The organism is Nocardia sp. CC201C, from assembly GCF_030010695.1.
GTDB lineage: Bacteria > Actinomycetota > Actinomycetes > Mycobacteriales > Mycobacteriaceae > Nocardia > Nocardia otitidiscaviarum.
This window is the reverse complement of record NZ_JASCXP010000039.1, coordinates 15,255-28,549: the sequence shown is the minus strand read 5'-3', so window position 1 is coordinate 28,549 and position 13,295 is coordinate 15,255. Positions and strand designations below refer to the sequence as shown.

The following is a 13,295-nucleotide window of genomic DNA, read 5'->3' as shown; positions in this document are numbered from 1 at the left end:
GTCAGCGCGTCCACCACCGCGGCGGCGAACACCGGCCGGGCCAGATTGTGCGGCCGTCGCGAGGACCGGGCCCGCCCGCGCGCCTTGGTGACGATCTTGCGGTCCAGGGTCAGATCGTGTCCGTCGAAGTGCAGCCGGATCGGCTCCGCGGGCACCTCCTGCCAGTCCCGCACCGCCTTCTTCAAGACGTCGAGCATGTCGAGTGAACCCTTGAGTTCCCCCGCGCGCAGCGAATCCTCCAGCGTCGCACGGACTCCCGGGTACAGATCACCGATGGTGGACAGCAGTACGCCGGTCTCGCCGAGGGAGGGCAGCACCTGGCCGATGTAGTCCAGGAAGGTGGAGTTCGGCCCGATGATGAGCACGCCCGCCTTGTCCAGCTGCTGCCGGTAGGTGTAGAGCAGATAGGCGGCACGGTGCAGCGCCACCGCGGTCTTACCGGTCCCCGGCCCGCCCTGCACCACCAGCACGCTCTTGTGCTCGGAGCGGATGATGGCGTCCTGCTCGCCCTGGATGGTCTCGACGATGTCGTTCATATGCCCGGTGCGGGCGGCGTTGAGCGCGGCCAGCAGGGCGCTCTCGCTGCCCACGCCGCCGTCGGAGTCGATGGCACCCGCGCGCTGGGCGGCCGCCAAGTCGAGGTACTCGTCGGTGACCGCGGTGACCTTGCGATTGCGCGAGCGGATGTGCCGCCGCCGCGTCACCCCGTCCGGTGCCGCGGTGGTGGCCAGGTAGAACGGCCGGGCCAGGGGCGCGCGCCAGTCCAGCAGCAGGGTTTCGTAGTCGGCGTCCTCGTCGAGGATGCCGATGCGGCCGATATAGCGGTGTTCGCCGTCGCCGTTCCCGCTCGGCTCACCGTCCGCGGTGGCCGCCAGGTCGATGCGCCCGAAGCACAGGCCGTGCTCGGCGGCATCGTATTTGGCCAGGTCCTCGTGGTAGAGCTGGGTGAACGATTCGCGTTCGCTGCGAGCCTGCGGGGTGCCGCCGGTTTCCAGCAGGACGGTGCGTAGTCGGCGCTGCGCGTACCGGCGCATCCCGTCCAGCCGCTCGTACAGCAGCGTCAGATGCCGCTGTTCCCGCTCCAGCTCCGCGGTGTCGGAGTCGGTCGCGGGCACAGGACGCTCCTCGGTGAGGTCGGGCAAAACGGAACTCCTTGTCACCGCGCGGATACACGCGCAACGTTCGAGAACAGAGCAGTCGAGTCTAGTTCCCCTCCGGCGACCCCGCCGTATTCGCAGGTGAGGCGGCGGCGGTGAGTTGGAACACCGGGGCGAAATGCTCGACCACCGGAAACGGATCGTAGAACGGATGCAGCAGTGCCTTCCATTCCCGATATCCGGCCGAACCGCGGAAACCCTCGGTGTGGTCGGTGAGCCGATCCCACTCCACCAGCAGCAGGTAGGTGTCGGGCCTTTCCCGGCAGCGCGACAGCGACAGTGATCGGAATCCGGGCATCCCCGCGATGATGTGCCGGGCGCGGGCGAAGGCGGCTTCGAAGTCGGCGGACTGTCCGGGGCGTACCGGCAGCAGGGCGTGCTCGAGGATCATGCGCGGCTTTCAGGAGGCGTGGGTGTTGTTGGGGCGTCGGGTCACGGGGGAGCTGTCGCGGTGGCCCGGCGGCTTGGCGCGGTACATCGCCACGTCGGCGTCGTGCAGGACGGCCTCGGGGGTGCGGGAGTCGCCGGGGTGCAGGGGGGTGATGCCGATGGAGGCGTCCACCTGGATGCGGTGGCCGCGCGCGATGATCGGTTCGGCCATGGTCTGGCGCAGGCGTGCGACCAGCGCCTCCAGATCCTCGCCGAGGGTGCGGCCGGACAGCAGCACCAGGAATTCGTCGCCGCCGATCCGCCCCACGATGTCGTCGGTGCGCAGGCCGCGCTGCAAGCGCTGCGCCACGATCTGCAGCACGGTGTCGCCGATGGCGTGGCCGAGGGTGTCGTTGATGGATTTGAAACCGTCCAGGTCGATGAACAGCACCGTGGACACCGGCAGATCCTCGGTGGTGCCCAGCGCCGCCGCCAGCCGCGAGAGCACCAGCGCCCGGTTGGCCAGCCCGGTGAGCGGATCGTGGGTGGCCTGGTACTCCAATTGCCTTCGGCTGGCCCGGAATTCGGTGATGTCGTTGAACGACGACACCGCCGAGGACTGCGGGTCGCCGGGATTGAGCAGGCGGCTCGACCCGGACAGCCAGCGGCGCTGCCCGTCCGGCCGGTCCACGCCGAACACGTAGCCGACCACGGTCTCCCCGGTGGCCAGGGTGCGCGCCACCGGATGCCGGGTGGGCGGCAGGGTCATGGCGTTGGCGTCGAGCAGGGTCAGCGGCAGCGCGTAGATCGGGGTGCCGACCAGGTCCTCGCCCTCGTGGCCGAAGATGCGCAGCGCCGCCGGGTTGATGGATTCGATGCGGCCCTGCCGGTCGATCACCACCACGCCCTCCTCGAGCTGCGAGACGACGGTGGTGAAGTGCTGTTCGGCCCGGCGCTGCGCGGCCTCGGCGGCGCGCTGGGCGGACAGATCGTGGATGACCACCTGGTAGGCGAGCCGGTTGTGCCAGGCGGTGAGCACCGAGACGGTTTCCACGTCCAGCAGGCTGCCGTCGGTGCGGACCAGGGTCATCTCGGCGGGTTCGGAGGCGGCGCCGGCCTCGGTGAGGCGGCCGATGCGAGCCAGCATGCCGGGGACGGATTTCGGGTCGACGAAGCGGGTGACCGGCTGACCGACGAGGTCCTCGGTACTGTCCGCGCCCAGTAACCGGACGATTGCCGGATTGGCGTAGACGAGGATGCCCCGTTCATGCACCACCACCCCGTCGGGGCTGTGCTCGACGAGGGATCGGTACCGCTGAGCCAGTTGTTCGGCATCGGTCGGGTCGTTTGCCCGATCGTTACCCACTTCCACGTGTGTACCCCCTGATCGTCGTCGACCTACGTCGGTGGAGCACGGGATCATTGTCCTTGGAGCACGGGATCATTGTGGTGCCGGGTGGCAGCGCTGCACAGTCCCGGCGGTATTGAATGAATCACGATCCCGCACTGCATCGGGACCCGATTGGTGATCATTACAGGCACCGGCTCGCGAAGGAGCGATGCATGACCAGTGGTACGTCGAAGTCCGCGGCACAGCACCAAGATCATATGACCATCGCCGGGATCGGCGCGGTCACCGGTTACGGCTGGGGCCGCGAGACCCTCTGGGAGGGTTTGCTGAGCGGTAAGCCCGCCGCCCGACTCTTTCCAGGGTACGGGCCTGATCGCGATCGACAGGGATGGGTCGCGCGTGTCCCCGACGGCGGCGATTCGGCGGTGAGTCCGAGTCGCTACGGACGTGCTGTGCAGCAGGCGGCGCGCGAGGCCGTCGCCGACGCCACCGAGCGCGGCTGGCGGCCCGGCCGCCGGGTGGGGCTGCTGCACGCCATCGTGCTCGGGGACGTCTACGAGTGGCGCGACTTCTACGTTGTCGACGGGGCTCGACGCCGCAATCGCGACTATCTGCGCCTGCTGCCCTCCACGCCCATCGCGATGCTCATGCGGGAGTTCGGATTCCACGGCCCGTCCATGAACGTCACCGCGGCGTGCAGCTCCAGCAATGTCGCGCTGATCACCGCCAAGCTGTGGCTGGACAGCGGTTTCGCCGACGACGTGCTGGTGGTGGCCAGCGATCTGTCCGCCACGCCGGATATGGTCGAGCCGTTCGTGCAGCTGGGTGCGGCGGTGGACGACACCGAACCGTTGCAGGCGTGCCGCCCCTTCCAGGAGGGCAGTCGCGGGTTCGGCTTCGGTGAGGCGTCGGTCGGCTTCGTCCTCACCCGCGACGCCGACCGGCCGTACGTGAGCGTGCTGGGCGGCGCCATGTCCAATGACGCCTACCACGTGCTCTCGGTGGATCCTTCACACGAGCAGATCTTCGACTGCGTGTACCGCGCGCTCGACGATGCCGGAATCCGGCCGGATCAGGTGGACTACTTCAACACCCACGGCTCCGGCACCCAACAGTGCGATGACGCCGAAACCGCGGTGCTGGAACGCATCCTGGGTAACCGTCCCCGGGTCACGGCGCTCAAACCTCTCGCGGGGCACTGTCAGGCCGCCTCGGCCGGGGTGGAGGTCGCGGCCGCGGCCATCGGCTACGACCGGGGCATCGTGGCGGCCGCCCCGATCGTGGCCGCCGCGCACGCCCGACTACTCGACGGCCCGACTCCCATGAGCGGCGGCATCACGCTGAAGACCGCGCTCGGGATGGGCGGGCACAATTCCGCCGTGGTGCTGGGTCCGGCGCGCTGATCTCGGCGGTGGCCGCCGACGTCGCCTGCGGCGGGTGTGCGTGGTGCACGGCAATCGCGGTGCGAACCGCCGGGCCGTGTACTTCCCAGACCCGCTCCGTCGCGTACGCCGCGTGCCGGCTGCCGTCGCATCTCATCGGGCGTCGGACCAGCGGTCACGGGTGGCGGCGGTCGGCCGTGCGGTGGCGCGCCGTGTTCTGGGCCGCGGGCTGTGCTGCCCCGATCCGCGATCGCTCCGGTGCCTGCTGGCGGATCGGCGCGCCGCAGCCTCAGTGCAGCGGCGCCGACCAGTGCAGCTTGGTGCCGGTGATGACGCCGTCGGCATCGCGGCACGGATAGACCGCGAGGTGGCCGCCCGACTTCTCGGCGCGGCGCGCGAGATCGGTGAGGCTGCTGGGAACGATCTGCTCGGCGATGCCGCGGCCGTTGTCGGCCACCACGACGATGAGGTCGTCGGCGACGCCGATATCGATGGTGACCCGGTCGCCGCCGGAATGTCGGACGGCATTGCCGAGCGCCTCCCGCACCACGGCCTCGGCGTGTTCGGCCAGTCCGGGTTCCACCACCGACAGTGGTCCGCTGACGTGCAACTCGGCGCGGACCGCGGTGGCGGCGGTCAGCTGCCGCACCGCGCGTTCGAGGCGCCGGCGTAGTCGAGTGCTGTGCTCCGCGCCGCCATGCAGGTCGAAGATGGAGGTGCGGATCTCCGCCACCACCTCCTGCAGATCACCGACGGCATCCGAAAGCCGCTGCCGCACCGCGACTTCCTGGGCGCACGGCACGGTGCCCTGCAGGGACAGGCCGATGGCGAACAGCCGCCCGATGACATGGTCGTGCATATCGCGGGCGATGCGGTCACGGTCGGTGAGGATGTCGAGTTCGCGCATCCGCCGCTGCGCCACCGCGAGTCGCATGGCGAGTGCGGCCTGATCGGCGAAGGCGGCGATGAGGTCGGTCACCTCGTCGGAATACGGAGCCGATCCGGCCGCGCGCAGCGTGATCAGCACCCCCAGGGTGGAATCGGTGGTGTGCAGCGGCAGCACCAGGGCGGGCCCGGCGTCGCCGTGCGGTACGCCGAGATCGATCCGGCTGGCGTCGTCGCAGCGCACGGGGGTGCGGTCGGTGAGCACCTCGCCGAGGACGGTGCCGGCGGTGCGCGCGGTGCGGCCGGAGTACTCGGCTGCCGGACCGGACCACTGCGCCACCACCACCTCGGCGTCCTCCTCGGGTGGCGCCTCCGGGTCGGCGACGATGGCCAGGACGGCGCGGTCCGAGCCGGTGAGCTCCCGTGCGTGCGACACGATCCGGGCGAGCACCCGGCCGGGTTCGGTACCGGCCAGGAAGTCGGTGGCGATATCGCGGGTGGCCTCGATCCACGCCTGTCGGGTCCGGGCCGATTCGTAGAGTCGGGCATTGTCCACGGCGATACCGGCCGCCGCCGCCAGCGCCCGCACCAGTACCTCGTCGTCTTCGGTGAACGGGTGGCCGCCGAACTTCTCGGTGAGGTACAGGTTTCCGAACGTCTCCCCGCGAATGGTCACCGGGACGCCGAGGAAGCTGTGCATGGGTGGATGGTGTCTCGGGAAGCCGATCGAGGCGGGATGGCGGGCCAGGTCCTCGAGCCGCAGCGATTCCGGTTGGCGCAGCAGCACGCCCAGGACGCCGTGCCCCTCGGGCAGGTCGCCGATCCGGGTGCGGGTGCGCTCGTCGATGCCGTGCACGATGAAGTTGGTGAGCCGTTCGCCGTGTCCGCGCACGCCCAGCGCGCCGTAGCGGGCGTCCACCAGTTCGGTCGCCGCGCCGACGATGGTGCGCAGGGTGTCGTCCAGATCGAGTCCGGCGGTGACCGTGAGCATCGCCTCGACCAGGCCGTCGATACGGTCGCGGGCGTCGATGATCTGCTCGACCCGGTCCTTGACCTCGGTGAGGAGTTCTCGTAATCGTAACTGCGACAAGGTTTCCCGTACCCGGTAGGAGCCGGTGCGGGAATGGTCGGCCATGGGCGGTCCTCCGGCGTGACGCACTCGGTACCGGAATCCTACGAGCGGTCGCGGGCCGCCACGGGGGTTCGCCACGGTTTTGCAGGAAAATTTTACTGAAATATGACCGAGTGGGGACTTTAGGCCCTGTCACGTCATGCGGTCGGAGTGCTGCCATAGACGAGGGTTGCCGGATCGAGATCAACAGTCGTGATCGACAAGGAAGCGGGGACGGCGATGGGCGCATACGACGTGTGGTCGAGCGGTATCGATCCCGACTTCGTAGTCGCCACCCGCGGTCCGGCGCCCGCCACCGAGGTCACCAGGGTGGTGCGCGGTCTGTGCCGGATCCTGCGCAGGCATGGCGTCGAGGGCGCGGTGCGGGCGCGGTTGGAGTGGTCCACGACCGACGCACCCACCCTGGTGCAGGTGGTGCTGCGCTCGGTGGGCACGGAATACCGGGTGCAGGTCGCCGGACCGGGACGGTTCGCGGTGACCTTCGCACTGGAACGTCTCGATCTGCGCCTCGAGTGTGGGCCGGAGGAGCCATCCCGACCATGGCCCGACCCTGCCCGGCCCACACTCGCCGTGGTCAGCGAGCCGCGGCCGATCGTGCGGCGCAAGGACCGCCGACTCCAGGTGATCTCGGCGGCGCACGCCGCCCGCGTCCTGGACGCCATGGACTACGACGCGCACCTGTTCACCGACGCCGAGACAGGATCGGACGCGGTGGTGTGCTGGACCGGACCGCTCGGCGTCCGGACGCTGCGGCAGCGGGACGGCATACCGAATCTCACCGACGACGAGGCCGCCGACCGGCTCTGCCGCCGCGGACTCCCGTACCTGTTCTTCGGCCATCCCGACACCGGCCGGGGGCGGCTTCTATACCGCCGCTTCGACGGTGACCTCGGACTGGTGACTCCCGCCACCGATGAGCGCAGCGGCGGCGACCGGGCCGCGCAGTCCCGTATCGTGGGCAATGCCTGCTTCCGGCCCACCGTGCAGAGCGCGACCGCGGTGCGGCGCGTCCCGATCCTCGACTGAATTCCACGGTTGACCAGCGTCGCAGCGCGCGCCGCAAAACTTGTCGGTGGGCGCGCATAGCATGGCGTCGGGGGTAACTCTGGATGCCGAAACGTTGGAAGGACAGCCCTGTGGCGGAACACCTGACTGTGCGCGGTGCGAGGGAGCACAACCTCAAAGGGGTCGACCTGGACCTACCCCGCGACAGCCTGATCGTGTTCACCGGTTTGTCGGGCTCGGGCAAGTCCTCGCTGGCCTTCGACACCATCTTCGCGGAGGGACAGCGCCGGTACGTGGAATCGCTGTCGGCGTACGCCCGGCAATTCCTCGGCCAGATGGACAAGCCCGATGTGGACTTCATCGAGGGACTGTCCCCGGCGGTGTCGATCGACCAGAAGTCGACCAACCGCAACCCGCGCTCCACCGTCGGCACCATCACCGAGGTCTACGACTATCTGCGCCTGCTCTACGCCCGCGCGGGCACCCCGCACTGCCCGGTCTGCGGTGAGCACATTCAGAAGCAGACGCCGCAGCAGATCGTCGACCAGGTGCTCGCCATGGACGAGGGCATCAAGTTCCAGGTGCTCGCGCCGGTGGTGCGCACCCGCAAGGGCGAATTCGTCGACCTGTTCGAATCGCTGAACACCCAGGGCTACTCGCGCGTCCGGGTGGACGGTGTGGTGTATCCGCTCACCGATCCGCCCAAGCTGAAGAAGCAGGAGAAGCACGATGTGGAGGTGGTCGTCGACCGCCTCGCCGTGAAGCCGAGTTCCAAGCAGCGCCTGACGGATTCGATCGAGACCGCGCTGCGGCTGGCCGACGGCATCGTGGTGCTGGACTTCGTCGACCGGGACGAGCACGCGCACGACCGGGAGCGCCGCTTCTCCGAGAAGCTGGCCTGCCCCAACGGCCACCCCCTCGACATCGAGGATCTGGAACCGCGGTCGTTCTCCTTCAACTCGCCCTACGGCGCGTGCCCGGACTGCACCGGCCTCGGCATCCGCAAGGAGGTCGATCCCGAACTGGTGGTGCCCGATCCGGAGCTGAGCCTGGCCGAGGGTGCGATCGCCCCGTGGTCGCGCGGGCAGACCGCCGAATACTTCACCCGGCTGCTGTCGGGTCTGGCCGAGGCCATCGGCTTCTCCATGGACACCCCCTGGCAGGACCTCCCCGCCAAGGCGCGCAAGGCGGTGCTGGAGGGCAGCTCCGATCAGGTGCACGTCTCCTACACCAACCGCTACGGCCGCAAGCGCTCGTACTACGCCGATTTCGAAGGTGTGATGCCGTTCCTGCAGCGGCGCATGGAGAACACCGAATCGGAGCAGATGAAGGAGCACTACGACGGGTACATGCGCGATGTGCCGTGCCCGGTGTGCAACGGCGCGCGCCTGCGGCCGGAGATCCTGGCCGTCACGCTGAAGACCGGTGCGGAGCGCAAATCCATCGCCGATCTCTCGGATCTGTCCATCGGCGAGGCGGCGCGCTTCCTCAACGCGCTGACCCTGGACGAGCGGCAGGCCGCCATCGCCGCGCAGGTGATCAAGGAGATCCAGGCCCGGCTGGGCTTCCTGCTCGACGTGGGGCTGGAGTATCTGACGCTGTCGCGGGCCGCCGCCACGCTGTCCGGCGGTGAGGCGCAGCGCATCCGGCTGGCCACCCAGATCGGCTCCGGTCTGGTGGGCGTGCTGTACGTGCTGGACGAGCCGTCCATCGGCCTGCACCAGCGCGACAACCGGCGGCTCATCGAAACCCTCACGCGGCTGCGGGATCTCGGCAATACGCTGATCGTGGTCGAACACGACGAGGACACCATCCACTCCTCGGACTGGGTGGTCGACATCGGCCCGATGGCGGGTGAGCACGGCGGCCAGGTGGTGTACTCGGGACCGTATCCCGGGCTGTTGGAAGACAAGACCTCGCTGACGGGCGCGTACCTCTCCGGGCGGGAGCAGATCGAGGTGCCGCTGGTGCGGCGGCCGATCGACAGGAAGAAGCAGCTCACCGTGGTCGGCGCACACGAGCACAATCTGCGCGGCATCGACGTCAGCTTCCCGCTGGGCGTGCTCACCTCGGTCACCGGCGTCTCCGGTTCCGGAAAGTCCACGCTGGTCAACGACATTCTCGCCACCGTGCTCGCCAACAAGCTCAATGGCGCGCGGCAGGTGCCGGGGCGGCATCAGCGGGTGAACGGGCTCGACCATCTGGACAAGCTGGTGCAGGTGGACCAGTCGCCCATCGGCCGCACCCCGCGCTCGAACCCGGCCACCTACACCGGGGTGTTCGACAAGATCCGCACCCTGTTCGCGGCCACCACCGAGGCCAAGGTGCGCGGCTACCAGCCCGGCCGCTTCTCCTTCAATGTGAAGGGCGGCCGCTGCGAGGCGTGCTCCGGTGACGGCACCCTGAAGATCGAGATGAACTTCCTGCCGGACGTGTACGTGCCGTGCGAGGTCTGCCACGGCGCGCGCTACAACCGGGAAACCCTCGAGGTGCATTACAAGGGCAAGACCATCGCCGAGGTGCTCGACATGCCCATCGAGGAGGCGGCGGAATTCTTCGAACCGGTCACCTCCATCCACCGCTACCTCAAGACCCTGGTCGACGTCGGCCTCGGCTATGTGCGCCTGGGCCAGTCCGCGCCGACGCTGTCCGGCGGTGAGGCGCAGCGCGTCAAACTCGCCGCCGAACTCCAGAAGCGCTCCACCGGCCGCACCGTCTACATCCTCGACGAGCCCACCACGGGCCTGCACTTCGAGGACATCCGCAAACTCCTCGCGGTCATCAACGGCCTGGTGGACAAGGGCAATACGGTCATCGTCATCGAACACAACCTGGACGTCATCAAGACCTCCGACTGGTTGATCGACATGGGCCCCGAGGGCGGCTCCGGCGGCGGCACGGTCGTGGCCCAGGGCACCCCCGAGGATGTCGCGGCGGTCCCCGACAGCTACACCGGCCAGTTCCTGCGCGAGGTGTTGGCCAAGAGCGCCACCACCAAGGCCACCACCAACGGCGCACCCGCGAAGAAGACTGCCGCGACCAAAAAGGCCCCGACCAAGACCACAGCCGCCCCGGCGGCCAAGAAGCCCACCACCAAGCGGGCGACCACGAAGTCCGAGGCCACCCCGGAACAACAGGCCGCCGCCAAGAAGGCCGCCGCCGCCCGCCGCAAGGCCGCCGCCCTGCGCTAGCCGCCGGGGCGTCCACTGGTGGCGAATGGCAAGTGGCCCGGAACTTTTCGGCTCCGGGCCACTCGGTGACCGGAGCAGCTCGGGTCGAGACTCGAGCGGTCACCCGCGTTCACCCCGCACACGTCCGCTGACACGTGGTCGCGTGTCCGCGACCTCCTGCCGCGATCCGTGACGGCATCGCTCGAGCCATCCGGAATGGCCGCGACCAAGCCGCCGTCGATGACGAGGTGCTGGCCGTCGAGGTGCGCGGGGCACACCGAGTACACCCGAATCCCTTGGGGGCCAATGCGGACGCGGGGGTGCGGACCAGTGTGCGGACGGCGGCCCTGGTGGTCCGGCCGGGCCGAGAGCTGTCTCGCTCGACACGGTCGGTAGCAGCGCCCGGACCCGGTGTTTGCCGAAAGCCAAGGTGTGGAAGCCTTTTCGATGCCTTTCGGGTTTTCGATACGCTGCCGATATGTGCCGGCCCATATCGTCGGCCGTATGGATGTGTCGACCGGTGCGAGCGACCGGTGTTCGGCGGGGCGACATCGGATCACCGGGCGGCTGCCGCAGGACCGTCGGTCACGACCGAATCAACCGGATTCCCCATGGCGGGTGCGACCGACAGCCATTAGCGTGCGAATCGCCGGTTCGGACCGGCTCCCCGGTTCGTGCATCGGACCCGCTGCGCCGCGGCGGTGCACTTGACGCCGTTTCGGGCGATCTGGATGGGATGGGGAAGACCTCCGGGGCAGTGGCTCGGGTCGCCTCGGATAGGAAGTTCGATGGTCGAGGATCTGCAGGGGTACGACGAGCACGCACTGCGCGATCGGGTGCATCAGGCCGCGTACGACGCGGACCTGGGTGCTCATCGTGAGGTTCATGCGCGCATGGTCGCCAGGATTCAGGGCTGGATGCTGATACTGGGGATCGTCGTGGCACTACTCGCCACGACAGTGGTGGTTATGATCAGCGAACTCCTCACCCGCACAGACCAAATGGGTGGCAAGGCCGGAAACGTGGTCGGTCTGGTGGTCTTGGTGCCGTTGACTCTGCTGCTCGGGGTCGCGTTCGTGAAGAGCATGCACCAGAGCCTGTTCGGACCCGCGACGTATCGGGCGGTCCGGCTGGATCTCTACGATCGCGGCCTGGTATTCGCCCACAATGACGAGGTACGCGCTGTGCGCTATGACACGACGGTGGTTCATCAGGAGCACGTCCGGCATATGTTGTACGGGTTGTTGGAGACCAAGACCACCCATGACTACACCCTGCTCGATGTCGAGGGCGAGCAACTGCGACTGCAGGACTATTCGCAAGGTGGACTGCCCAACGCCGCCCGTTGGGGCGCTGTCATCCAGGACGGAGTGACGGCGGCCCAACTGCCCGCCGCGGTCGAGAAGCTGTACCGGGGGGAGATCGTGGTGTTCGGCGCACTCCGGTTGACAACGTACGAGGTCGGTGTCGGTGCCAAGTCTGTCCGATGGTCCCAGGTCCACCAGATCGAGGTGCGGCACGGCAATCTGTGTGTATACGGGGGAGAGCGTCGGCTCATGCCGATCAGTATTCCGGTCCGCAAGGTCCCCAATATCCACGTATTCCTGACGCTGGCGCACCGGCTGCTCGCCGAGAATCGCAGGCCGGGTACCCGCCGACCAGCGTCGCGACCGGCGCCGACTGTGCCGGTGGCCACGCCGGACGAGTTCCAGGTGCTGCTCACCATGGTGATGAAGGACCATGCGGCCGCTGAGCGGTTGATCGCTTATGAGCGCGGGAAGCTCCCCGGCGCGGACCGTGCGACCTGTGTCGCGAAGGCCGTCGAACGGTTGCGGCGAGACCGGGAGCGACAGGGCTGAACGTCGACCACGACCAGGACTCGCCCCGAGCGCGGTGGACGAACGCAGACTCCGCATCCACGGCACCGCCCGGGCGGAGAGGGCGCTGTCGTATCGCCCGTCACCCCCCGGTCGTGCGGCAGGCCGTGTCAGACCATCGCGCCGGGGATGGCCGCGACCAGGCCGCCGTCGATGACGAGGTCCTGGCCGTTGATGTAGCCGGCCTCGTCGGAGGCGAGGAAGGCGACCGCTGCCGCCACTTCGTCGGCGGTGCCGGTGCGGCCCGCGGCGACGGCGGTGACGACCTCGGTGGCGGCGTCGGGGGAGACGTTGTCGTGGAACATGGGGGTTTCGATGTAGCCGGGGCTCACCGAGTTCACCCGAATTCCCCTGGGGGCCAGGTCCGCCGCCAGGGTGCGGGCCAGGTTGTGGACGGCGGCCTTGGTGGCCGCGTACAGCGCGCCGCCGGGCATGCCGCGGTGCAGGGTCCAGGAGGCGTTGATCACGATCGCGCCGCCGTCGGCCAGCAGTGGCAGGGTCTTCTGGATGGTGAAGAACACGCCCTTGAAGTTGATGTCCACCACGCGGTCGAATTCGGCCTCGGCGATCTCGGCGCTGGGCTGGAACGAGGCCACACCCGCATTGGCGAAGACCGCGTCGAGCCGGCCGTAGCGCTCGCGCACCACGTCCACCAGCGCGTCGATATCGGCCAGTGCCGCCACATCGCCCCGCACCGCCAGCAGCCGGTCCTCGGACCCGCCCGCCGTGGAACGCAGTTCGGCGACGGCGGCGTCCAGCCGGGTCTTGTCACGCCCGGTGATGACGACGGTCGCGCCCTCCGTCAGCAGCCGCCGGGCGGCGGCCAGCCCCATACCACTGGTGCCGCCGGTGACAAGGACGATCTTGTTATCGAATCGGGAAGTGCTGTGCGTCATGCCGTCGAGTCTGGTCGGCGCGCCGGAGCGCAAACAGTGCGCGATCAACCCGGGTTCACCACCACCAGGCT

8 protein-coding genes and 1 pseudogene are annotated in these 13,295 nt (G+C 68.8%); 4 read left to right on the top strand and 5 right to left on the bottom strand.

Annotation, left to right across the window (positions count from 1 at the left end; genetic code table 11):
* From QK444_RS07030 to QK444_RS07020, 3 genes and pseudogenes are all read right to left on the bottom strand, one after another.
* Nucleotides 1-1,115, bottom strand: a pseudogene (locus QK444_RS07030) (helicase); the annotation flags it as partial.
* Between the two features lie 88 nt (nucleotides 1,116-1,203).
* Nucleotides 1,204-1,548, bottom strand: coding sequence for an antibiotic biosynthesis monooxygenase (locus tag QK444_RS07025; RefSeq protein ID WP_282778227.1), 345 nt, complete (start codon nucleotides 1,546-1,548; stop codon nucleotides 1,204-1,206).
* 9 nt (nucleotides 1,549-1,557) lie between these two features.
* Entirely contained in the window at nucleotides 1,558-2,892 is a 1,335-nt protein-coding gene (locus QK444_RS07020) for a diguanylate cyclase (RefSeq protein WP_029928980.1), read from the bottom strand.
* Between the two features lie 197 nt (nucleotides 2,893-3,089).
* Here QK444_RS07020 and QK444_RS07015 point away from each other — a divergent pair, with 197 nt between their 5' ends.
* Complete coding sequence (locus QK444_RS07015; RefSeq protein ID WP_282778224.1) at nucleotides 3,090-4,280, top strand: beta-ketoacyl synthase N-terminal-like domain-containing protein; 1,191 nt, start codon at nucleotides 3,090-3,092, stop codon at nucleotides 4,278-4,280.
* A gap of 268 nt (nucleotides 4,281-4,548) precedes the next feature.
* Here QK444_RS07015 and QK444_RS07010 read toward each other — a convergent pair whose 3' ends face one another.
* On the bottom strand, nucleotides 4,549-6,279 hold the full coding sequence (locus QK444_RS07010) for a GAF domain-containing protein (RefSeq protein ID WP_282778222.1): 1,731 nt from the start codon (nucleotides 6,277-6,279) through the stop codon (nucleotides 4,549-4,551).
* 189 nt (nucleotides 6,280-6,468) lie between these two features.
* On the opposite strand from QK444_RS07010, the gene QK444_RS07005 reads away from it, so the two are divergent.
* The 3 genes from QK444_RS07005 to QK444_RS06995 all read left to right on the top strand — a co-directional run bounded on the left by QK444_RS07005 (nucleotide 6,469) and on the right by QK444_RS06995 (nucleotide 12,310).
* Entirely contained in the window at nucleotides 6,469-7,302 is an 834-nt protein-coding gene (locus QK444_RS07005; protein WP_282778220.1) for a sigma 54 modulation/S30EA ribosomal C-terminal domain-containing protein, read from the top strand.
* 110 nt (nucleotides 7,303-7,412) lie between these two features.
* Nucleotides 7,413-10,472, top strand: coding sequence for an excinuclease ABC subunit UvrA (uvrA, locus tag QK444_RS07000; RefSeq protein WP_282778219.1), 3,060 nt, complete (start codon nucleotides 7,413-7,415; stop codon nucleotides 10,470-10,472).
* Nucleotides 10,473-11,239: 767 nt separating this feature from the next.
* Nucleotides 11,240-12,310, top strand: coding sequence for a DUF6585 family protein (locus QK444_RS06995; protein WP_282778218.1), 1,071 nt, complete (start codon nucleotides 11,240-11,242; stop codon nucleotides 12,308-12,310).
* Between the two features lie 128 nt (nucleotides 12,311-12,438).
* Here QK444_RS06995 and QK444_RS06990 read toward each other — a convergent pair whose 3' ends face one another.
* On the bottom strand, nucleotides 12,439-13,224 hold the full coding sequence (locus QK444_RS06990) for a glucose 1-dehydrogenase (RefSeq protein WP_282778217.1): 786 nt from the start codon (nucleotides 13,222-13,224) through the stop codon (nucleotides 12,439-12,441).
* Between the last annotated feature and the right edge of the window lie 71 nt (nucleotides 13,225-13,295).